Annotated in this window: 18 protein-coding genes; 11 read left to right on the top strand and 7 right to left on the bottom strand. The window is 64.9% G+C overall.

Features of this window, described 5'->3' with window-relative positions; genetic code table 11:
- Positions 1-6 precede the first annotated feature (6 nt).
- Both E3E11_RS07090 and rpoZ read right to left on the bottom strand, forming a co-directional pair.
- The gene (locus E3E11_RS07090) at positions 7-2,319 is read right to left on the bottom strand and encodes a RelA/SpoT family protein (RefSeq protein ID WP_141452218.1); all 2,313 of its coding nucleotides are present in this window, start codon (positions 2,317-2,319) and stop codon (positions 7-9) included.
- Between the two features lie 87 nt (positions 2,320-2,406).
- On the bottom strand, positions 2,407-2,769 hold the full coding sequence (rpoZ, locus tag E3E11_RS07085) for a DNA-directed RNA polymerase subunit omega (RefSeq protein ID WP_141451778.1): 363 nt from the start codon (positions 2,767-2,769) through the stop codon (positions 2,407-2,409).
- Between the two features lie 333 nt (positions 2,770-3,102).
- Between rpoZ and E3E11_RS07080 the strand changes: the two genes are divergently transcribed.
- Together E3E11_RS07080 and E3E11_RS07075 are read left to right on the top strand one after the other, a co-directional pair.
- On the top strand, positions 3,103-3,654 hold the full coding sequence (locus E3E11_RS07080) for a LabA-like NYN domain-containing protein (RefSeq protein ID WP_141451777.1): 552 nt from the start codon (positions 3,103-3,105) through the stop codon (positions 3,652-3,654).
- Between the two features lie 240 nt (positions 3,655-3,894).
- Complete coding sequence (locus E3E11_RS07075; RefSeq protein WP_141451776.1) at positions 3,895-4,503, top strand: superoxide dismutase; 609 nt, start codon at positions 3,895-3,897, stop codon at positions 4,501-4,503.
- A gap of 160 nt (positions 4,504-4,663) precedes the next feature.
- On the opposite strand, the gene yajC is transcribed toward E3E11_RS07075, so the two are convergent.
- Positions 4,664-5,011: a preprotein translocase subunit YajC gene (yajC, locus tag E3E11_RS07070; protein ID WP_141451775.1), complete on the bottom strand. Its 348-nt coding sequence runs from the start codon at positions 5,009-5,011 to the stop codon at positions 4,664-4,666.
- A 118-nt stretch (positions 5,012-5,129) separates the two neighbouring features.
- Here yajC and E3E11_RS07065 point away from each other — a divergent pair, with 118 nt between their 5' ends.
- On the top strand, positions 5,130-6,050 hold the full coding sequence (locus E3E11_RS07065; RefSeq protein WP_141451774.1) for an ATP-binding protein: 921 nt from the start codon (positions 5,130-5,132) through the stop codon (positions 6,048-6,050).
- A gap of 99 nt (positions 6,051-6,149) precedes the next feature.
- Entirely contained in the window at positions 6,150-6,602 is a 453-nt protein-coding gene (locus tag E3E11_RS07060) for a (deoxy)nucleoside triphosphate pyrophosphohydrolase (protein WP_141451773.1), read from the top strand.
- 54 nt (positions 6,603-6,656) lie between these two features.
- Here the strand turns inward: E3E11_RS07060 and E3E11_RS07055 are convergent, their stop codons facing one another.
- A complete protein-coding gene (locus E3E11_RS07055; RefSeq protein ID WP_141451772.1) occupies positions 6,657-7,562 on the bottom strand; it encodes an SMP-30/gluconolactonase/LRE family protein in 906 nt (301 codons plus the stop codon).
- A gap of 161 nt (positions 7,563-7,723) precedes the next feature.
- Between E3E11_RS07055 and E3E11_RS07050 the strand changes: the two genes are divergently transcribed.
- Positions 7,724-8,521: a competence/damage-inducible protein A gene (locus tag E3E11_RS07050; RefSeq protein WP_141451771.1), complete on the top strand. Its 798-nt coding sequence runs from the start codon at positions 7,724-7,726 to the stop codon at positions 8,519-8,521.
- 47 nt (positions 8,522-8,568) lie between these two features.
- On the opposite strand, the gene E3E11_RS07045 is transcribed toward E3E11_RS07050, so the two are convergent.
- The 3 genes from E3E11_RS07045 to E3E11_RS07035 all read right to left on the bottom strand — a co-directional run bounded on the left by E3E11_RS07045 (position 8,569) and on the right by E3E11_RS07035 (position 10,986).
- Complete coding sequence (locus E3E11_RS07045) at positions 8,569-9,561, bottom strand: acetyl-CoA carboxylase carboxyltransferase subunit alpha (protein WP_141451770.1); 993 nt, start codon at positions 9,559-9,561, stop codon at positions 8,569-8,571.
- A gap of 53 nt (positions 9,562-9,614) precedes the next feature.
- A complete protein-coding gene (locus E3E11_RS07040; RefSeq protein ID WP_269203640.1) occupies positions 9,615-10,493 on the bottom strand; it encodes a tyrosine recombinase in 879 nt (292 codons plus the stop codon).
- A gap of 97 nt (positions 10,494-10,590) precedes the next feature.
- Positions 10,591-10,986, bottom strand: a complete 396-nt coding sequence (locus tag E3E11_RS07035; protein ID WP_141451769.1) for a flagellar basal body-associated FliL family protein — start codon at positions 10,984-10,986, stop codon at positions 10,591-10,593.
- A gap of 160 nt (positions 10,987-11,146) precedes the next feature.
- On the opposite strand from E3E11_RS07035, the gene E3E11_RS07030 reads away from it, so the two are divergent.
- The 6 genes from E3E11_RS07030 (at position 11,147) to E3E11_RS07005 (ending at position 21,110) form a co-directional block, all read left to right on the top strand.
- Positions 11,147-13,150, top strand: coding sequence for a shikimate kinase (locus E3E11_RS07030; RefSeq protein ID WP_141451768.1), 2,004 nt, complete (start codon positions 11,147-11,149; stop codon positions 13,148-13,150).
- Between the two features lie 284 nt (positions 13,151-13,434).
- Positions 13,435-14,592, top strand: coding sequence for an OmpA family protein (locus E3E11_RS07025; protein ID WP_141451767.1), 1,158 nt, complete (start codon positions 13,435-13,437; stop codon positions 14,590-14,592).
- A gap of 612 nt (positions 14,593-15,204) precedes the next feature.
- Positions 15,205-16,362 (top strand): OmpA family protein, encoded by a 1,158-nt coding sequence (locus E3E11_RS07020; protein WP_141451767.1) that lies wholly within the window; start codon positions 15,205-15,207, stop codon positions 16,360-16,362.
- A gap of 184 nt (positions 16,363-16,546) precedes the next feature.
- The gene (gene alaS / locus E3E11_RS07015; protein WP_141451766.1) at positions 16,547-19,210 is read left to right on the top strand and encodes an alanine--tRNA ligase; all 2,664 of its coding nucleotides are present in this window, start codon (positions 16,547-16,549) and stop codon (positions 19,208-19,210) included.
- Between the two features lie 255 nt (positions 19,211-19,465).
- Positions 19,466-20,170, top strand: a complete 705-nt coding sequence (locus tag E3E11_RS07010; protein ID WP_141451765.1) for a carbonic anhydrase — start codon at positions 19,466-19,468, stop codon at positions 20,168-20,170.
- Positions 20,171-20,207: 37 nt separating this feature from the next.
- A complete protein-coding gene (locus E3E11_RS07005; protein WP_231118880.1) occupies positions 20,208-21,110 on the top strand; it encodes an endonuclease/exonuclease/phosphatase family protein in 903 nt (300 codons plus the stop codon).
- The last annotated feature ends 9 nt before the right edge of the window (positions 21,111-21,119 follow it).

Genomic DNA, 21,119 nt, shown 5'->3' with positions numbered 1-21,119 from the left:
CTGTGCTCATCCACGCGCGCGCTCCACCTGCATGATCTCCACCGTAGCCCGGTAGGCGCCGATGATGTTAGTGAGATGCTTGAGCGAGCGCACTTCCAGATCGACGAAGAGCTCCATGAAATCGAGCTGGCGGTTGACGATGCGCAGGTTGACCAGGCTGCCTTCATGGCGCGTGGCCAGGTTGGTCAGGGTTGCCAGCACGCCAGGGTCATTGTTGGCCACCACCGACAGGCGCGCCACGTAGCGCGGCGCGTCACGCCCTCCCACCTCCAGCGCGGCGGGGTTCCAGTCGACCTCGAGAAAGCGCTCGGGCGCCTCAGCGAAGGCGGCCAGGTTGTTGCAGTCATGCTGGTGCACCGTCACGCCGCGCCCCTGGGCGATGATGCCCACCACCCGGTCGCCAGGCAGGGGGCGGCAGCAGCCTGCCATGTGCACTTCGATCCCGCTGCCGATTCCCTTGAAAAGCTGGCCTTCATAACGGCCGTTGGTGCCGCTTTTGAGCACCGGCTTCTGGTCGATGCGTTCTGAGAGGCGCGGCGAGAGCCCGGGCACCACCCTGGGGGGCCGGCCCTTGCGCCGCAGCTCCGGATAGGCCGCGGCCACGACATCCCTGGGGACCAGCTGGCCTGCGCCGACATTGATGTAAAGCTCGGAGATGCTGGTCTGGCGCAGGGGCTTGAGAATGGTCTCCAGCACCTTGTCGGAGCCGTCCACCCCCTCCTGGCGAAAGGCGCGCGCAACCATCGTGCGGCCGGTATCGAGATTGACCTGGCGCTGCTGCGAGGCGATGAAGCGGCGGATGCGGGCGCGCGCCTTGCCGGTGACCACGAAACGCTCCCAGGCCGGGGAAGGCTGGCCGCCGCGCGTGGTCATGATCTCGACCTGGTCGCCGTTCTCAAGTTCGTGGCGCAGGGGCACGAGCCGCCCGTTGACGCGCGCACCCACGCAACTGTCGCCCACCTGGCTGTGCACCGCATAGGCGAAATCAACCGGCGTGGCCCCGCGCGGCAGCGAGATCAGCCGGCCCTTGGGCGTGAAGCAGAAGACCTGGCCCTGGTAGAGCTCAAGCTTGGTGTTCTCCAGGAATTCGTCGGGCTCCTGGCTGTCTTCGAGAATGTCCAGCAGGTCCTGCACCCAGCGCAGCTTGCGGGTATAGGTGCCGAACTTCTCCGACAGCACGGCCGCTTCCGCCTCGACCGGCACGGCATCGGTCTTGTAGGCCCAGTGCGAGGCCACGCCGTTTTCAGCCAGGTCATGCATGGCCGGCGTGCGGATCTGCACCTCGATCTTCTGGCTGTGAGGGCGGTAGAGCGTCACCCCTGTATGGAGGGACTGGTAGCCGTTGGCCTTGGGAGTGGAGATGTAGTCCTTGAAACGGCTGGCGATCATGGGATAGGCGCCGTGCACCGCGCCCAGGGCCGCATAGCAGGCCTCGCGGTTGGGCACGATGATGCGGAAGGCCATGAGATCGGAAAGCTGCTCGAAAGCCACGTTGCGGCGCTTCATCTTCTCCCAGATGGAATAGGGCGATTTCTCGCGCCCCGTCACCTCCACGTCGGTCAGCCCCGCTTCATGACACTGCTTGACCAGCTCGCGGCGAATCTGCTCGATCATGTCCACGCCCTGGCCGCGCAGGTAGTTGAGGCGGGCGCGGATCGTGGCGTCGGCCTCGGGCTCCAGATTGACGAAAGCGATGTTCTGCAGCTCGGTCTTGACCCGGTCCATGCCGATGCGCTCGGCCAGGGGGGCGTAGATGTCCAGGGTTTCACGGGCGATGCGCAGGCGGCGTTCGGGCTTCTCCACATGGTGGAGGGTGCGCATGTTGTGCAGGCGGTCAGCCAGCTTGACGATCAGAACGCGGATGTCACGCGACATCGCCAGGACGAGCTTGCGGAAATTCTCGGCCTGCTTGGTGCGGTCCGACTGCAGCTCCAGCCGGGTGAGCTTGGTGACGCCATCGACGATGGAAGCCACGTCCGGGCCGAAGCGTTCCTCCAGCGCCTGCCTGGAAACCCCGGTATCCTCGACCGTGTCATGGAGAAAGCCCACCATGATCGAGACCGGGTCCATGCGGAAGCCCGCCAGGATGTTGGCCACGGCCACGGGATGGGTGATATAGGCGTCGCCGTTGTCGCGGCACTGCCCTTCATGGGCCTGGGCTGCAAGCTGGTAGGCTTCCTCGATCTTGGCGAGGTCGGCCTGGGGGTCATAGCTCCTGATCCGCTCCAGCAGCCCTGAAATGGAGGGATGGAAATCAGGCGGGGCCGAGATGGTGGAACGTATCTCCAGCGGCAGCTGCGATGACGGGATGGGCGCCATGCGACTCATGCGGCCCTCCCCTTTTCCGTTATTGCCGTTTCCGCCGGGCCGTCAGCCGCGCGGGCCCGGCTGGTCTGCAGTCCGGCGTCAGCGACGGTGACGGGACGCTTCCTCATCGACCGCCATGTGAGAGGCTTCCTCTTCAGCGGAGACATCCTGCAGGCCGAAGATGTTCTGGTCGGTCGGGATCAGGTCCATGACCTCCTCATCAGCCACCTCGACTTCAGGCTGCTGGCCCATGGAGCGGATGATCCCCTCCTGCAGCCCCGACAGGCTGATGCGCTCCTCGGCGATCTCACGCAGGGCGACGACGGTGTTCTTGTCATTGTCGCGCGGAACGTGCAGCTCCTCGCCGCGCGCCAGGCCCCGCGCCCGCTGGGCGGCCAGCAGAACGAGATCGAAGCGGTTGGTGACTTTCTCAATGCAGTCTTCGACGGTCACGCGTGCCATGAAGCGGGCTTCCTTATGATGCAGACTTATGTGCTGGGGCTGTTGGGCTTGTGTGCTTGTGCTGTGCAAACTTGCTGCCGTTTCCCCGCCGCCCCGCAAGCACGGGGACAGGGCAGATTGACCCTCTCCCTATCATGAAGACAGCGGCACGATCAATGGCGCCTTCTCACAGGCGATCGCGCCCGGGAACACGGTCCAGGAACGCGGTCTGGCCTGGGGTTGCCCCTGATAACTTCTCTTTGGGCTTGGAGCGGATTTGAAAGGCAAGCTTTATAATTTCCTGAAACTCAGTTATGGGAGCTGCGCCATTCAACCGGAGTTTGCCTGAATTCTATGCTCGCATCCATTTTCCGCCCCACTGACCGCACCGCTCTCTTCATTGACGGGGCCAGCCTTCACCATGGCGCGCGCAACCTGGACTTCGAGGTGGACTTCCACGCCCTGCACACGGTCTTCAAAGAGAGCACGGACTTCAAGCGGGCCTATTATTACGCCGCCCTGCCTGAAACGGAGGATTACTCCCCCCTCAGGCCGCTGACGGACTGGCTGGCCTATAACGGCTACTGCCTTGTCACCAAACCCGCCCGCGCGTTTTCCGACGGCAACGGACGGCGGCGCGTCAAGGGCAATGTCAATGTGGAGATGGCTGTCGACCTGATCAGCCAGGCCGGGCGTCTCGACCACGCCGTGCTCATCAGCGGTGAATCCGACCTCCGCCGCGCGGTGGAGGAAGCCCAGGCCCGGGGCACGCGGGTGACGGTCATCTCCTCGCTGCGCACGCAGCCGCCCATGATCGGCGACGACCTGCGCCGCCAGGCGGATACTTTCGTCGAGCTGCCGGACATCGCCTGCCACTTCACGCGCAACCCGGCCGGGAACCGGTAAGGCACAGACGGCCTGCCCTGCCCCAGGCCCGCACAACCCACCCGCGCGCCCGGCATGTCTTGACGGCAGGGCCGTGCGTTCATAGCTAAGAAAGCAGGACGAGGGCGGTCTGATTCTCAGCCGCGCCCCGAATCCCGTTCATCCGGTTCACCAGACGCCTGCCCTTTCCAGCCCTTGCGCCCAGCCTTGCCGCCAGGCCCGCTGAAAGCTGCAGGGACGCCGCAACAGGAGAATTCCCCAATGGCTTTCGAACTTCCCCCCCTGCCCTATCCTGACACCTCGCTGAACGACAAGGGCATGTCCAAGGAAACGCTGGACCTGCACCACGGCAAGCACCACCGCGGCTATGTCAACACGCTCAACGGCCTGGTCGAGAAAGACCCCGCCCTGCAGGGCAAGAGCCTTGAAGAGCTGATCACCCTTTCCACCGGCAAGCCGGACATGGCACCGGTCTTCAACAATGCCGGCCAGCACTACAACCACTCCATGTTCTGGAAGAGCCTGTCGCCCAATGGCGGCAAGATCCCGCCCAAGCTGGAGAAGAAGATCATTGAGGATTTCGGCTCTGTCGAGGCTTTCAAGGACGCTTTCCGCAAGGCGGCGACCTCGCAGTTCGGTTCCGGCTGGGCCTGGCTGGTGCTGACGCCCGAGGGCAAGCTCGCCATCACCAAGACCCCCAACGCGGCAAGCCCGCTCTCTGAAAAGCAGGGCAAGCCCCTCCTCACCTCCGATGTCTGGGAACACGCCTATTACCTGGACTTCCACAACCGCCGCCCGGACTTCATCACCAACTTCCTCGACAACCTCGCCAATTACGAGTTCGCCGAGGCCGAGATGCTGGCCGGCTGAGCCCCCACCCTCTGAAGGCCCGGCTGATGATATCAGCGGGATCAGCGGATAATAAAAACCCTCGTTCCCTTCACCGGGGAACGAGGGTTTTTTCTGAAGTTTTCTCTGAAATTTTTCCCAGGGGGCGTCCGGGGCGGAAAAAAACCCGGGGAAACGGCGCTCAGGCGTCGTTGGCGGGCTTGTCGCGCGGCAGGACGGTGGTGATGGTGTTGCGGATGACCTTGACGCGCGTATTGGGCGCGATCTCCACATCCACTTCCGGGCTGCCCTCACGCGTGGCCTGCACGACGCCCAGCACGCCGCCTGCCGTTACGATCCGGTCGCCGCGGCGCAGGTTGGCCTGCTGCTCGCGCACCTGTTTCTGCTTCTGCTGCTGGGGGCGGATCAGCAGGAAATAGAAAACCAGGAAGATCAGGACCAGCGGGGCGATCTGGTAGAGGGAATTCAGGTCGAATCCACCGGTGGAAGTACCGGCCGCATAGGCCGGGGAGACCAGAAAAGAGAGCATGGGCTGTCCATTATGCCTTGAGGGGAAAAGTGAGACACCATATCGTCCCTCCACCCCGGCCGCGTCAAGCAGGACCGGTTTTCTGCCCTCACCTGGCCCTCAGGCCGAGACCCCGCCCATGCCTTCTTCCGATCTCCCTGCCCTGCTGCCTGTCCTGCAGCGCATTGCCGAAAGCCTGGAGCGACTGGCCAGCAATGCGCCGGCCCCCTGGGCGGACCCAGCAGATCCGCGGCATGAGCGCTTCATCTGGCGCGGGGAGAAATCCGGCCTCCACGCGCTTGGAGGGCCTTCAGAAAACGGGGTTTCAGGCACCCTGCCGCTTTCCCTGCTCTGCGGGCTTGAGGGCCAGAAGAAACAGCTGCTTCAGAACACCCGCCTGTTCGCCCGGGGCCAGCGCGGCAACCACGCCCTGCTGTGGGGCGCGCGCGGCATGGGGAAATCAAGCCTCGTCAGGTCCCTTGTGGGCCAGGTCAATGAGGAGATCCGCGCAGGCAGACTGGCTGTCCCCGGAACCCTGGCGCTCGTGGAGGTCAGCCGCAGCGGGCTTGGCGCACTGCACGCCTTGCTGGACCGGCTCGGCAATGTGCGGCGGCAGATGATCCTGTTCCTTGATGACCTCTCCTTCGAAAGCGAGGATGAGGACTATAAATCCCTCAAGAGCCTGCTTGATGGCGGCCTTGCCGGCTGCCCGGACAATGTCCTGCTCTACGCCACCTCCAACCGCCGCCATCTCATGCCGCGCAGCAGGATCGAAGGGGATGAAATAGCAGAGCTGCCGGCAGGCCTTCAGGGGAGCGAAACGGTGGAAGAGCGGATCTCCCTTTCAGACCGGTTCGGGCTGTGGCTTGGCGTGCACGGGGCGCGGCAGGAGGATTACCTGCGCATCGTCCACGCCCATGCGCAGCACCGCGGCCTGGCGCTGCCTGCAGCGGAGCTGGAAAAACGCGCCCTGGCCTGGAGCCTGGCGCGCGGCGCCCGCTCAGGCCGCGTCGCCGCCCAGTTCATCACCGCCCTGGCCGCTGAGCAGGCCGGCACCTGAAAAAGACCGGTCCCTGAAAAGCGGCTGATATTTCCGACTGATATTTCTGCCACATATTTCCGTTAAGCGTTCCGCCCCATTCAGCCAGGAGATTTCCCGATGTCCCCCACCCCGCCCCGCACCAATCAGGCCAGAACCAGGCGCATCCTGCTGGTGGTGGCCGCTGTGCTCATTGACCGCGAAGGCCAGATCCTGGTTGCCCAGCGGCCTGAGGGAAAGTCCTATGCGGGATGGTGGGAGTTTCCAGGCGGCAAGGTGGAGCGCGATGAATCGCCTGAACGCGCCCTGGTGCGCGAGCTGGGCGAAGAGCTCGGGATAGAAGCGCTGGAGGAAGATCTGGAACCCTTCACCTTCATCAGCACCGATTGCGGGTCCTTCCACCTGCTCATGCCGGTCTATCTGCTGCAGCACTGGGAAGGCACGCCGACCAGCCGGGAGAACCAGACCTTGGCCTGGATCCGCCCCGAGGCCCTGGGCGGGCTACAGCTGCTGAAGCCGGACCTGCCGCTCGTGCCCAGGCTTGAGGCCTATTTCCAGCGCTTCTCGCCCTGAATCCCCGTCTCCGTCCTGGAGCAGGGCCAGGGCCAGAGTCAGCGTCAGGCAGGCTCAGAGCTGGAAGAACTGCTGGGGCAGGCCTGCGACCTCGCTCTGGAATGAGAACAGACCGCCTGCCAGGGGCTCCTGGGCCAGCTGCTCTTCCGAAAGGCCCTTGCGCGCTGTCGTCACGAAAACCGTGCGCAGGTCCCCGCCGCCGAAAGCGACCTTGGTGACATTGCTGACAGGCAGGGCAATGGGCGGCAGAAAGCTGCCGTCAGGGCGCAGGCGCGTGATCTGCCCGCCCCCCCAGGTGCCGCACCAGAGCGTGCCTTCGCTGTCGGTGACCAGCCCGTCCGGATAGCCCTTCTCAAACGTGGCGAAGACCCGCTTGCCGCTCAGCTTGCCGGCGCCGTCAACATCAAAGGCGTAAATGCGCTGGTGCGGGCTGTTGCAGACATAAAGCGTCTTTCCGTCCGGTGAGAGGGCGGGGCCGTTGGAGACGACGTAGCCTTCATCCCAATGGCTCACCTCAAGTTCGTTCTGGCGCGCCACCACCCTGTAGATGGCGCCGCTGGGGCTGGTCTCAGCCGTATCCATGGTGCCGAACCAGATGCGGCCCTGCTCGTCCACGCAGCCATCGTTGAGGCGGTTGTCAGGCTGTTCGGGCTCGACGGTGCACATATGCGCAAAAGCGCCCGTGGCCGGATCGAAACGGTGCAGCCCGTCAGGCAGGCCGGCCAGAAAGCCGCCGCTGCTGACCGGCAGCAGGAAACCCACGGGCGCAGGGGCTTCCCAGGTAGTGAGCTTGCAGGTGCCCAGCTGGAAGCGGTGCACCTTCCGGCCCATGATATCGGTGAAGTAAAGGGCATTTTCAGCCGCCATCCAGACCGGCCCTTCCCCCAGCGTGGCCTTGAGGTCGAGAATGCATTGCGGCGCTGAGGCGGCCCCTGTTCCTGCCAGTTCACTTTCAGTCATGATCCCTCTCTTTCCCGCTCAGCCATGGATTGGTCGTGTGATCGTCGTATGATTTGATTACAGCGCAAGACGCTTCATACGCACCCTGATTAATCCTTATCCTATCTGTAATCACCCCCCTTCGCCACGCCCCAACCGCCTCCTGCTGACGGAGATCCCACGTGACCAGCGCTTCTTCCCCCACGCCGCCGCGCGCCTGTTTCCTGGCCATCGGCAATGAGCTCCTCAGCGGGCGCACCGAAGACGCCAACACGCCTGTCCTGGCGCGTGCCCTCAATACCCGCGGGCTGCGGCTGGAGGAAGTGCGCATCCTGCCTGACATACGCGCCCGCCTGGTCGAGTCCATCGTCACCTGCAGGGCCGCCTATGACCTGGTCTTCACCAGCGGCGGCATCGGCCCGACCCATGACGACATCACCGCCGCCTGCGTGGCCGAAGCCTTCGGGGTGCCGCTTGTGCGCCATGAGGATAGCTTCCGCAAGCTTGAGAAGCTCTTTGCCGACGGCACGTTCCACGGCGATTTCAACGCCGCCCGCCAGCGCATGGCCTGGCTGCCTGAAGGGGCCACGCCCATCGAGAATTCCGTCTCGACCGCGCCGGGCTTTGCGCTGGGGAACGTGTATGTCATGGCCGGCGTACCGCGCATTTTCCGCGCCATGCTGGACTGGCTGCTGCCCCGCCTGCCCTCAGCCACGCCCCTCTGCAGCCAGGCCTGGCATGCCTTTGACGTCTATGAAGGCGATTTCGCCGCCCCCCTGACCCGACTCCAGCAGGACTTCCCCACGCTTGACCTGGGCTCCTACCCTTTCGAGCCGGACGCCACACCGCGCAATGAGCGCGGGGTCACGCTGGTTGCCAAGGGCTATGACGCAGGCGCGGTGAGAAAAGCCGGCGCGGCCCTGCGCGACCTGCTTGGCCGGACCGGCAGGCAGGTGACAAAGGGCGAGCCCGGGGCCTGAATCTTTACAGGCCCGATATTTTTACAGGCCAGGGTTTGAAGCGGGGTTCAGAGCGGCGGGCGGGTCATGGCCAGGAAGCGCTCGCGCCGTTCCACCACCAGCCCTTCAGGCGACAGGCGCAGCAGGGGCGTCAGCTCCTCGGCGATCGCCTCGCCCACGGCAGTCATCATCTGCTCGGGCAGGCGCTGCGCGCCGCCTGTGGGCTCGGCGATGATGCGGTCGATCAGCTTGAGGCGCTTGAGGTCCTGGGCGGTCAGCTTCAGCGCCTCGGCGGCAGCGGGCGCAAGCTTGGGGTCGCGCCACAGGATCGAGGCGGCGGCTTCAGGCGAGATCACGGAATAGATGGCGTGCTCCAGCATCAGCACCCGGTCGGCGGCCGCGATGGCGATGGCCCCGCCCGAGCCGCCTTCCCCGATCACGGTGGCGATCATGGGTACGCGCAGCGAAAGGGCGGTGTCCACGCTGCGGGCGATGGCCTCGGCCTGGCCGCGCGCCTCCGCATCGATGCCGGGCCACGCGCCGGCCGTGTCGACAAAGCTCAGCACCGGCAGCCCGAAACGACCGGCCAGCTTCATCAGCCGCTGGGCCTTGCGGTAGCCTTCGGGCCGGGCCATGCCGAAATTGTGTTTCAGCCGGCTTTCGGTATCGCACCCCCGCTCCGTGCCCAGAACCACGACCGGCTGGCCGCGGAAGCGTGCCAGACCGCCCACCATGGCCTGGTCGTCGCCGAAGGTGCGGTCGCCTGCAAGGGGGGTGAATTCGGTGGTCAGCGCCTTGATGTAGTCAAGCGTATGGGGGCGCTGGGCATGGCGTGCAACCTGCACTTTCTGCAGCGGCGTCAGCTTGCTGTAGATGGTCCGCAGCTGCTTGTCGGCCTTGTCGGAAAGACGGGAGAGTTCCTCGTCGATATTGACCCCGTCAAGGCCTTTGCGGTCATCACCCTTGCCGACATGATGATTGTGGCGGGCCATCTGCCGGAGCTCGTCTATCTTGGTTTCAAGCTCGGCGACTGATTTCTCAAAATCTAGGAACTGGCGCATGCCTGCGCCGATAGCACGCGCTGCGGCAGGGCAACAGCCCTTATTTCATCCTCTCAGCCCGGCGCGCTGAGGGGATGATGGGTGCGCATCACCTCCTGCAGGCGCTCGCTCATGACCTGCGTGTAGATCTGGGTGGTGGCGATGTCGGCATGGCCGAGCAACATCTGCAGGGCCCGCAGGTCCGCGCCGCGGTTGAGCAGGTGGGTTGCAAAGGAATGGCGCAGCACATGCGCGCTGAGCCGCTGGGGGTCCAGCCCGGCCTTGAGCGCGCAGGCATGCAGGATGCGGTCGAAGCCCTGGCGGGTCAGCGGGCGCTGGGGCTTGCGGCCCGGGAAAAGCCACGGGCTTGCCAGCACCGCGTCATACTGCACCAGCGCCTGGGCCGCCTGGCGCGCCTGGGCCGAAAAGGGCACCAGGCGCTCGCGCCCGCCCTTGCCGCGCACCAGCAGCATGGGCCCGTTGCGCTGCAGGCAGCTGGCCGGCAAAGCCAGCAGCTCCGACACCCGCAGCCCGGTCGTGTAAAGCAGCTCCAGTGCGGCGCGGGAAACGAGGTCGCGCCGCGGGTCCTCATGGCCGGTTGTGCCTGCTGCAATCAGCTGCGCTACTTCCTCTTCCGTCAGGGGATGGGGAAGGCCCGGGCGGTAGGCAGGCATGGGCTGGCTGGCGACCGGATTGTCAGCGCGCAGGTTCTCCTGCAGCAGGAAACGGTAGAACTGCCTCAGGGCCGAAAGGCGGCGGGCCTGCGTGCGCACTGACAGCCCCTCGCGCCCCCGCTGCGCCAGATAGGCGCGCAATTGCCCTGTGTCGGCCCGGGCGATGGAATCCGGGCCCAGCCAGCGGGCAAAATCCTCAAGATCAGTCCGGTAGGCCTGACGCGTGCGCAGGGCCGCGCCCCGCTCGGAAGCCAGCATTTCGAGAAAGGCCTCGATCAGCCATTCCGAACGGGAAGCGGGCTGGTTTTCACCGGCCGCGCTGGTCGGCCCCTCGCCTGTCACAGGACGCGCCTCCCCGCTCGCTCAGCCCCCTCGCTCAATGGGCGATGACAGGGGTGGGAGAAAGCGGCGCCCGGGCTGGGGCTGCAGGCGCAGGCGTTACCGGCGGGAGGGCCGGCGCGGGGGCGGGTGAAGCGGCAGGCGCACCGGCTGCAGGCAGCGGCGGCAGCACGGGCGCAGGCGCAGCCGGGGCCTGGGCAGCAGGCGTTGCAGGCGCGGGCACCGTCGGCAGGGACGGGCTGGTGCTGGGCGCGCCTGCCGGCAAGGTAGGCAGGTCCCCGTGGCCGCTGCCAGGCAGGGGGATCGTTTTCTGGACGGGCGTCTGGGCCGGCGGGGTCGCGGAGCCGAGGAAATACAGGGCGGCGCCACCTATGGCCAGAACGAGAACGAACACCACACAGATAAAGGTGACAATCCGCGATGATTCTTTCATGAGAGCTAGATTCCAGTAGATTCCAGAAAGGCCGCTCCGCTGAGCAGCCGGGAGGGGTACAAGAACAGGGCTCCGGATGCCCCGTCAAAGCAGGCCCCCGAAGCAGGAAAGACGAACGGCCCCTAGGATAGGGGTTTCTCCCCATGATAGAAAAGGCCTTATGTCCCCTCATCCTCCTCCGCGCCCCGGCAGGGCAGGACGCCCTCCTGCCCCCGGCCGCTCTGACAAGCGCGACCCCGCCCGCAGGGACAGCCACAGGAAAACAGGGCGCAAACCGGGCAAGGGGCAACTGAAAACCGCCGGGGCCACGCCTCTGCCCGACCCTCTGCCTGGCGTGCGGCCGCCGCGCATCCTGGTGCTGGTCGGGCTGATGGGGGTGGGGAAAACGACGCTCGGCCGCCTGCTTGCGCGCCTGTACAACCTGCCCTTCATTGACGTGGATGCGGAGATCGAACGCGCTGCCGGCTGCACGGTGGCGGAGATCTTCAGCCGCCACGGCGAAGCGCATTTCCGCGCAGGCGAGCACCGGGTCATCCGCCGCCTGCTGCGCAGCGGGCCCTGCGTGCTTGCCACCGGCGGCGGGGCGTGGATGAACCCGCGCACGCGCCAGGTCATCCGCGCCACGCCCGGCACCTGCACGATCTGGCTGCGCGCCCCGCTGGAGGTGCTGCTGAGACGCGTGCTCCACAAGCGGGCCGAACGCCCGCTGCTGGCTGAAGCCGACCCGGCCGAGACCCTGAAAAAACTCGCCGCCGCACGCGCGCCGTTCTACGCTGAGGCGGACCTGACGATCGATTGCGGAGACGAAAGCGTGGAACAGGGCGTGACCCTCATCCAACAGGGGCTGAAGAACTTCGCGCCGCTCGAGCGGCTGACGGTCCGCCTGGGGAACACGGCGGGAGACAAACCGGGCGAAAAAGAGAGCAGCTACGACATCCTCACCGGATCGGGCCTGCTGGAGCGCGCGCGTGACCTGCTGGTGCCCCATCTCAAGGGCGCGCACGCTGTCATCGTCACTGACGAGACGGTGGCCGGGCTGCACCTGGACACGCTTCTGGACGGGCTGAAAGACGCTGAAACCCCTTTCGGCAAGCTACGAATCGACGTGCTCACCCTGCCGCCAGGCGAGAGCAGCAAGACCCTGGCGCAGTACAGCCGCCTGATGGGGCAGCTCCTGGGCCTGGGAATCGACCGCAGCACCACCCTCATCGCCCTGGGCGGCGGCGTGGTGGGCGACCTGACGGGTTTCATGGCCGCCACGGCGATGCGCGGCCTGCCCTTCATCCAGATCCCCACCACCCTGCTGGCGCAGGTGGACAGCTCGGTGGGCGGCAAGACGGGCGTCAATCTCGGCAGCAGTGAAGCCGATGAAGCTCCAGAAGAAGCACAAGACGGGCGCGTGGCCGGGGGCGGCAAGAACCTGATCGGGGCTTTCTGGCAGCCGGTTCTGGTGCTGGCCGATACCTCCGTTCTGGCAACCCTGCCCAAGCGCCAGCTCAAGGCGGGCTATGCCGAGATCGTCAAATCCGCCGCCATTGCCGACCCCGACCTGCTGGCCTGGTGCGAGCGCCACGGCCGCGCCCTGCTGGAGGGCACCCCGGCCCTCCTGGCTGAAGCCGTGCGCCGCTCCTGTGCCTTCAAGGCCCGCGTCGTCAGCGCAGACGAACGTGAGAGCGCCTCTGCCGACGGGCGCGCCCTGCTCAATCTGGGCCACACCTTCGGCCATGCGCTGGAAGCGGAATACGGCTTTGACGGCCGCCTGCTGCACGGCGAGGCGGTTTCCATCGGCATGGTCATGGCGCTGGAAATGTCGGTCAGGCTGGGGCTGGCCCCACCGCAGGACCTGCAGCGCCTGGTGGACCATCTCCGTTCCCTGGAAATGCCCGTATCGCTCCACGACCTGCCCCCCCTGGGTGAGCGGGGGGAACGACTGGAGGCCGGAAAGCTCCTGGAGCACATGCGCCGTGACAAAAAAGCGCGCCATGGCCGCCTCAGCTTCGTGCTGCTGCGCCGCCTGGGCGAGGCCTTCACCAGCAGCGAGGTCGAGGCCGGGGCGCTTTATGAGTATCTGTGCAGCAAAGGCTGCGTGCCTCGCGAAGGACGCACGCCCCGGCAGCGCCCAGTGAAGCCCGGAAAACCAGGGAAACCAGCGCCTGAGCTGTGACAGCCCCTCCGCCGGACTGTGGCAACAGCGCCACAGGATGGGGAGGATGAACACACCAAGCGCTGCTTTCGCTTCGCGGGGAGAGAAGGTTGGGGTAATATCCCCTTCCAGACAGATTCGCGTCTGCTTTCAGCTCTCAGGGAAACTTGGGGGAAACCTGGAAACTGATACCTGGAAGCACTTGGAAGCTAAGGCACGCGCGGGTCCCAGAAATTCAGAATTCATCAGAATTCCAACTCAACGGCGGGTCATCAGCCCGTTTCAGATTAAAGGACGATTGCACAATGCGTCTTCGCACAGCTCTTCTGTCCATGGCTTCGATGGCTGCTCTGCCGTCCGTCTCCATGGCGACCACGATCACCGGTCCCTACATCGATATGGCCGGCGGTTACGACTACACCCAGGCCCAGGGCATGACCCAGCACACCAACAAGGGCATCAACGGCACCCTGCACAGCGGCGATGGCTACACCGGCTATCTCTCCGCTGGTTGGGGTTTCGGCAACGGTCTGCGCCTTGAAGTGGAAGGCACCTACAGCCGCTCCTACAACTCCCACGGCACCTTCCGTGGCACGGGTATGGGCGCTGGCCGCATGCAGGCCGGTATCGGTCACTCCGGCCTGGGCCGTCACGGTCTGTCGGGCTCCAACCAGAACTACGGCGGTTTCGTCAATGTCCTGTATGACATCGACCTCGCCCAGTTCGGCATGAACGCCCCCGTCACGCCGTTCGTCGGTATCGGTGCCGGTTACCTGTATCAGGATTACAAAATCCACGGGACCAAATCCAACCACGTCGGCAGCGTGATGAACCAGTCCATCGGCAACGGTGGCTTCGCCGCTCAGGCGATCGTCGGTGCCGCTTGGGACACGGGCTTCCCGGGTCTGGCCGTCACCACCCAGTATCGCTTCATCGCCCAGACGGGCAGCAATACCGGCGTGAACATCGGCAAGTACCACTCCTCCACCGGTCAGCGTATCGACACCGGCTCGCGCTACTCCCACCAGTTCCTGCTGGGCCTGCGCTACGCTTTCGACACCGCTCCCCCGGCTCCCCCGGTCGTGGTCGCCCCGATCCCGCCCGCGCCGACCCCGGCCCGCACCTACCTGGTGTTCTTCGACTGGGATCGCTACAACCTGACCTCACGTGCACGTGAGATCGTTGCCCAGGCCGCCCAGGCTTCCACGCACGTGCAGACCACGCGCATCGAAGTCAACGGCTACACCGACACCTCCCACGCCGGTTCCGCCGCCGCTGGTGCCCGCTACAACATGGGTCTGTCCCTGCGTCGCGCCAACAGCGTCAAGGCTGAGCTGATCCGTGACGGCGTCCCCGCCTCCGCCATCGACATCCATGGCTACGGCGAAAGCCACCCGCTGGTCGCCACGGGCCCCAACTCCCGTGAGCCCCAGAACCGTCGCGTCGAAATCATCCTCCGCTGAGGCTGACTCCCGCAACGGAAACAATGAAGGGGGAGAGGCTCACGCCTCTCCCCCTTCTTGCGTGTGGGGGCTTTTTGCGTGCAGTGGTCATGCAGCGGTTCTGAATTCTTAAAGCCAGTTCCTGTGCCCAGGCTTCCTGCAGGGCTGCCATGAGGGCGGGCTGGACGGCACCCCGGGGCCATAAATAACTGAGCCATCGTTCAGTCAACGCCCGGTCAATTCCTGTCCGGACTCCAATTATTGATTTTTCGTTACTGTTCTGACGGAATCGATTCCATGTCGTCTCCCCCAGAGCGGTGGTCAACAGGCTTGGTTGACTTTCCGGCCCCCGTCTTTCATGACAGGTAATGACTGGCTCGTGACTGGCCTGCGGGAACAGCGTTCCTTGCGGGACTTCCCAAGGGTCGGCCAAGCCTGGAAAATGGATGTGTGGCTTTTTTGCCAATCTCACATTCATTACTGGCGGGAGGGCATTTCCCTACTTCAAACCGGCAGCGGAATCTCCTATTTTCAGACAGTCGCCTGCACCGGCCTCGCCTGGAGTTGTTTATCCGGGTCCTACCGGATGGCTCGACTGAGTGATTATGAACTAGATTAAAGGACGATTGCACAATGCGTCTTCGCACAGCTCTTCTGTCCATGGCTTCGATGGCTGCTCTGCCGTCCGTCTCCATGGCGACCACGATCACCGGTCCCTACATCGATATGGCCGGCGGTTACGACTACACCCAGGCCCAGGGCATGACCCAGCACACCAACAAGGGCATCAACGGCACCCTGCACAGCGGCGATGGCTACACCGGCTATCTCTCCGCTGGTTGGGGTTTCGGCAACGGTCTGCGCCTTGAAGTGGAAGGCACCTACAGCCGCTCCTACAACTCCCACGGCACCTTCCGTGGCACGGGTATGGGCGCTGGCCGCATGCAGGCCGGTATCGGTCACTCCGGCCTGGGCCGTCACGGTCTGTCGGGCTCCAACCAGAACTACGGCGGTTTCGTCAATGTCCTGTATGACATCGACCTCGCCCAGTTCGGCATGAACGCCCCCGTCACGCCGTTCGTCGGTATCGGTGCCGGTTACCTGTATCAAGATTACAAAATCCACGGGACCAAATCCAACCACGTCGGCAGCGTGATGAACCAGTCCATCGGCAACGGTGGCTTCGCCGCTCAGGCGATCGTCGGTGCCGCTTGGGACACGGGCTTCCCGGGTCTGGCCGTCACCACCCAGTATCGCTTCATCGCCCAGACGGGCAGCAATACCGGCGTGAACATCGGCAAGTACCACTCCTCCACCGGTCAGCGTATCGACACCGGCTCGCGCTACTCCCACCAGTTCCTGCTGGGCCTGCGCTACGCTTTCGACACCGCTCCCCCGGCTCCCCCGGTCGTGGTCGCCCCGATCCCGCCCGCGCCGACCCCGGCCCGCACCTACCTGGTGTTCTTCGACTGGGATCGCTACAACCTGACCTCACGTGCACGTGAGATCGTCGCCCAGGCCGCCCAGGCTTCCACGCACGTGCAGACCACGCGCATCGAAGTCAACGGCTACACCGACACCTCCCACGCCGGTTCCGCCGCCGCTGGTGCCCGCTACAACATGGGTCTGTCCCTGCGTCGCGCCAACAGCGTCAAGGCTGAGCTGATCCGTGACGGCGTCCCCGCCTCCGCCATCGACATCCATGGCTACGGCGAAAGCCACCCGCTGGTCGCCACGGGCCCCAACTCCCGTGAGCCCCAGAACCGTCGCGTCGAAATCATCCTCCGCTGAGGCTGACTCCCGCAACGGAAACAATGAAGGGGGAGAGGCTCACGCCTCTCCCCCTTCTTGCGTGTGGCCCCCCACCTACCACCAGCGCCATTCCCGCTACGCCAGATCTGTCATTTCAACCTGGCGAACAATGCGGTAGAAAAGAGGAAATTTTGCCCCTGACTGGAACCAGACGCACAGGCCCATGACCAGCACAAACGACATCCGTTCGGCATTCCTCGATTATTTCGCCTCTCACGGCCATCAGGTGTTGCCCTCGGCATCCCTGGTTCCCCAGAACGACCCCACCCTGCTTTTCACCAATGCGGGCATGGTGCCGTTCAAGAATATCTTCACCGGCCAGGAAGTGCGCCCCTACCAGCGCGCCACCACAGCGCAGAAAGTGGTGCGGGCGGGCGGCAAGCATAACGACCTCGACAATGTCGGCTATACCGCGCGCCACCATACCTTCTTTGAAATGATGGGCAATTTCAGCTTCGGCGACTACTTCAAGCCTGAAGCCATCGAGTTCGCCTGGAAGCTGCTGACCAAAAACTTCGCCCTGCCGCAGGAAAAACTGCTCGTCACCGTCTATTCGGAAGATGAGGAAGCCGCCGCCCTGTGGCGCAAGATCGCAGGTCTTTCCGATGACCGGATCATCCGCATTCCGACAGCTGACAATTTCTGGCGCATGGGCGATACCGGCCCCTGCGGCCCCTGCTCCGAGATCTTCTATGACCACGGCCCCGAGGTCGCAGGCGGCCCGCCCGGCAGCCCTGATGAGGACGGAGACCGGTTCGTCGAGATCTGGAACCTCGTTTTCATGCAGTTCCTCGAGGAAGGCGGCGGCAACCGCCAGGCATTGCCCCGCCCCTCCATCGACACGGGCATGGGGCTGGAGCGCTTTGCCGCCGTCATGCAGGGCAAGCGCGACAATTACGACACCGACACCCTGCGCGCCCTGATCGAGGCCTCTGCCAGCCTGCTCGGCCGGCCGGCGGACGGGCCTTTCAAGACCAGCCACCGCGTGGTGGCCGATCACCTGCGCTCCACCGCCTTCCTGATCGCGGACGGCGTGCTGCCCTCGCGTGAGGGACGCGGCTACGTGCTGCGCCGCATCATGCGCCGCGCCATGCGCCACCTGCACATGATGGGCGCGCGCCAGCCCGTCTTCTACAAGCTGCTGCCCGCCCTGATCGAGCAGATGGGCACAGCCTATCCCGAGCTTGCCCGCCACCAGGCGCTCATTGCCGAAACCATGCGCGGTGAGGAGGAACGTTTTGCAGCCCTGCTCAGCCGCGGCATGGCGCTTCTGGACGAGGAGATGGAGCGCCTGGCCAGTGGCGCAGCCCTGCCCGGCCCGGTTGCCTTCAAGCTTTACGACACGTTCGGCTTCCCGCTCGACCTGACGCAGGACGTGCTGCGCGAGCGCGGCCACGAGGTGGACGTTCCGGGCTTTGAAGCCGCCATGGCTGAGCAGCGCCAGCGCGCGCGCGCCGCCTGGAGCGGATCGGGCGACACGGCTGTGGAGACCCACTGGTTCGACGCCCGCGACCGCCACGGCGCGACCGAGTTCGTCGGTTATGTCAGCGAGGAGACGGAAGCCGAGGTCCAGGCCATCTTCCGCGGTTCAGACGAGCTGGCGGAAGCCCCGGCCGGCTCTGAAGTGACCATCGTGCTCAACCAGACGCCCTTTTACGGCGAGAGCGGCGGGCAGATCGGCGACCGCGGCCAGCTGACCGCCCCCGGGCTGAAGGTGGAGATCATCGACACGCAGAAACAGGCCGGTGACCTGATCGTCCATCACGGGCGCGTCACGGAAGGCACGCTCAAGCCCGGCATGACGGTGCGCGCGGAGATCGACCACCAGCGCCGTGCCCGCGTCCGCGGCCATCACTCCGCCACCCATCTGCTGCATGAGGCCCTGCGCCGCCAGATCGGCGCGCATGTGACCCAGAAAGGCAGCCTCAACACGCCTGACCGCTTGCGCTTTGACATCAGCCAGCCCCGCCCGCTGACGCCCGAGGAGCTCCAGGCCATCGAGGCTGAGGTGAATGCCCGCATCCGTGAGAACGGCAAGGTGGAGACGCGCCTGATGACCCAGGAGCAGGCCATCGCTGAAGGCGCCATGGCGCTGTTCGGTGAGAAATACGGCGATGAGGTGCGTGTGGTGTCCATGGGCGAGGCCGGCGCCAACGGCAACGGTGATAACGGCGAGAACCAGGCGCGCCAGGCCTATTCCATCGAGCTCTGCGGCGGCACGCATGTGGACCGGCTGGGCGAGATCGGCGCGTTCAGGATTCTTTCGGAAAGCGGCATCGCCTCAGGCGTGCGCCGGATCGAGGCCGTGTGCGGTCAGGCGGCTGAGGACAGCATCCGTGCAACTGAGGAAGTGCTGAAAAAGGCTGCGGCCCTCCTCAAGGTCACTCCTGCTGAGGTGCCGGAGCGACTGGAGAAGCTGCTTGACGAACGCAAGAGCCTCAACGCGCAACTCTCCTCACTGCAGCAGAAGGTAGCGCTGAATGATAAGAAAACCCTAATTGATCAGATTAATGATATTCCCTTGACGGCGACTTCTTTAGGGCCTCTCAGTCCGCGTGATTTACGTGGTCTAGCTGAAAAGATGCTTGAACTTAATAAAGGCGTAGTGGCTGTCATTTCTGGTGCCAACGGACGTGCTAGCATCGTCATCGCCGTCAGCCCAGCCCTGGCCGAACGAGTTGACGCCGTGCCGTTAGTACGCGAGGCCGCCACGCTGATGGGCGGCAAGGGTGGCGGGGGCCGGCCGACCATGGCCCAGGCCGGGGGCAGCAAGCCTGCTTCTGACGAGGTCTTCGCCATGCTGCGCGACAAGCTGGCCCAGCTCTGAAGCTTTTATCTTTGCAGGCCCCGTTCTGCCGAGCCTTTCCCTGCGCCCCGGGGAAAGGCTCTTTTTTTGACCTGGTTTTGGGCGCAGGCCGGGACAGCCGGACTTTAAAAAATATTTCAAAATAGACCGCAAAAGTCCTTCAAGCCCCTTGCCTCGCCCTGCCGCTCTCCATAAAGCTACGTCAGAGCGGCGGGGAAAGACCCCAGGCTGTTGCGGGGGTTCAGCCGCGCTTTCAACCAGAGGGAATCCTGTCTCATGGGCTTTCAACACAACACGCTTCTTGAACTGCTGGGCGGCGTCCGTGAATTCGAGACCGACGTCTATCCCGAAAATGAAAAGCTCTTCAAAAGCCTGGCCTATACCCAGCAGCCCCCGACCCTTTTCATCACCTGCGCCGACAGCCGGATCAGCCCCGGCATGCTCACCCAGACGGAACCCGGGGAGCTTTTCCTGATCCGCAATGTCGGCAATATCGTGCCTGCCTATGGCAACATGGTCGGCAGCGTCACTTCGGCGATCGAATATGCCGTGGGCGCGTTGAAGGTCAAAAACATCATTATCTGTGGCCACTCCAACTGCGGGGCGATGAACGCGCTGCTGGAGCTCAACTCCCCCAAGCTCGATGCCATGCCCACCGTGCGCCGCTGGCTGTGCAATGCGGAAGCCGCCCTTGCCAGCCTGCCGGACCTCAAGGCCGAGGATGCAGGGCCTGAGGAGATCAAATCCCTGGCTGAAGCCAATGTGCGCCTGCAGCTTGCCCATCTGCGCACCCACCCGGTCGTGGCCCGCGCGCTGGCGCGCCAGGAGCTCGAGATCGAAGGCTGGTATTACGACATCAAGAACGGCGTGGTGAAGGTTCTCGACGAGCATTCCCCCCGCTCCTACACGGTGGAGGAAGCCATCGCCTATCTCAAGGACCAGAAGAAAGCCCAGGGCGATACCCCCGCATCGGGCAGCTAAGCGTCCGCGCCGATATACTCTGCCCCGGCGCATAGGCTTGTGTCTGATTCTGGCGCTGGGAGGGGTTCTGGCGGCACCGGTTCAGGCCGAGCCCCGCCAACCTGCCGGGCTGAAAGTGGTCACCTGGAACATGGACTGGCTGACCCTCCACCCGGGCAGCCCTGACCTGCCGCCCGACATCCCCAGGCGCTCAGCCCGCGCCTTTCAGGCCCTGCGCCATTATGCGCGCCGCCTGCAGGGAGACGTGATCGTGGTGGAGGAAGTGGCCGATGAGCAGGCGGTCTGGAACGTGTTCAGCCGGGATGATTACCGGCTTTTTCTGGCCAATGACCCGGTTGCCCAGCGGGTAGGCCTGCTGGTGCGGCGGCAGGCCGGACTGACCGTCACGCGCCACCCCGATCTCAGCACGCTGGCCCTTGCGCGCCCAGGCGCGCACCATCCCCTGCGCAGCGGGCTGGATGTCACCCTGGCTGACGCGCGGGGCCACAGCCTGCGCCTGCTCGACGTGCATCTCAAATCCGGCTGCTGGGCCCGCCCGCTGGCAGAGACCGGCCATGCCTGCCCCATCCTCTACCGCCAGTTCCAGGCGCTGGAAGAGTGGATCCTCGACCGCGCAGATAGCGGGGAAGCCTTTGTCATTTTAGGCGATTTCAACCGGCAGCTGACGGCCCGCGACCCGTTGATGGCCCGGCTGCTTGCCGATGCGCCGCTGACCCTGACCACCAGCGGCGTGGCCAGTCCCTGCCAGGGCGGCCGCCGCTTCATTGATCATCTCCTGCTGGGCGGTGAAGCCCGAAACTGGCTGGTGCCCGGCAGCCTGCAGGTCATGGTACTGCCCCCTGCGCCGGAAACCGGGTCCCCGGGGCAGGAGGAAACCGAAACCCTGTCAGACCATTGCCCGGTTTCCGTGCGGCTCAACTGGCCTTTGTCGGCCCCATAGCCTCCCTGA

Origin of the sequence: Oecophyllibacter saccharovorans, from assembly GCF_006542375.1 — a bacterium.
In the GTDB taxonomy this organism is placed as follows: domain Bacteria; phylum Pseudomonadota; class Alphaproteobacteria; order Acetobacterales; family Acetobacteraceae; genus Oecophyllibacter; species Oecophyllibacter saccharovorans.
Note: the sequence above shows the minus strand (reverse complement) of the source record. Positions and strands in the feature narration are given on the sequence as shown.

Bases quoted from the DNA above. Each gene is read 5' to 3' on its own strand.
- E3E11_RS07090 (WP_141452218.1), bottom strand. From the start codon at position 2,319: ATGGCGCCCATCCCGTCATCGCAGCTGCCGCTGGAGATACGTTCCACC.
- E3E11_RS07045 (WP_141451770.1), bottom strand. From the start codon at position 9,561: ATGCGCCAGTTCCTAGATTTTGAGAAATCAGTCGCCGAGCTTGAAACC.
- E3E11_RS07035 (WP_141451769.1), bottom strand. From the start codon at position 10,986: ATGAAAGAATCATCGCGGATTGTCACCTTTATCTGTGTGGTGTTCGTT.
- E3E11_RS07065 (WP_141451774.1), top strand. From the start codon at position 5,130: ATGCCTTCTTCCGATCTCCCTGCCCTGCTGCCTGTCCTGCAGCGCATT.
- E3E11_RS07025 (WP_141451767.1), top strand. From the start codon at position 13,435: ATGCGTCTTCGCACAGCTCTTCTGTCCATGGCTTCGATGGCTGCTCTG.
- E3E11_RS07030 (WP_141451768.1), top strand. From the start codon at position 11,147: ATGTCCCCTCATCCTCCTCCGCGCCCCGGCAGGGCAGGACGCCCTCCT.
- rpoZ (WP_141451778.1), bottom strand. From the start codon at position 2,769: ATGGCACGCGTGACCGTCGAAGACTGCATTGAGAAAGTCACCAACCGC.
- alaS (WP_141451766.1), top strand. From the start codon at position 16,547: ATGACCAGCACAAACGACATCCGTTCGGCATTCCTCGATTATTTCGCC.
- E3E11_RS07055 (WP_141451772.1), bottom strand. From the start codon at position 7,562: ATGACTGAAAGTGAACTGGCAGGAACAGGGGCCGCCTCAGCGCCGCAA.
- E3E11_RS07080 (WP_141451777.1), top strand. From the start codon at position 3,103: ATGCTCGCATCCATTTTCCGCCCCACTGACCGCACCGCTCTCTTCATT.
- E3E11_RS07010 (WP_141451765.1), top strand. From the start codon at position 19,466: ATGGGCTTTCAACACAACACGCTTCTTGAACTGCTGGGCGGCGTCCGT.
- E3E11_RS07075 (WP_141451776.1), top strand. From the start codon at position 3,895: ATGGCTTTCGAACTTCCCCCCCTGCCCTATCCTGACACCTCGCTGAAC.
- yajC (WP_141451775.1), bottom strand. From the start codon at position 5,011: ATGCTCTCTTTTCTGGTCTCCCCGGCCTATGCGGCCGGTACTTCCACC.
- E3E11_RS07060 (WP_141451773.1), top strand. From the start codon at position 6,150: ATGTCCCCCACCCCGCCCCGCACCAATCAGGCCAGAACCAGGCGCATC.
- E3E11_RS07020 (WP_141451767.1), top strand. From the start codon at position 15,205: ATGCGTCTTCGCACAGCTCTTCTGTCCATGGCTTCGATGGCTGCTCTG.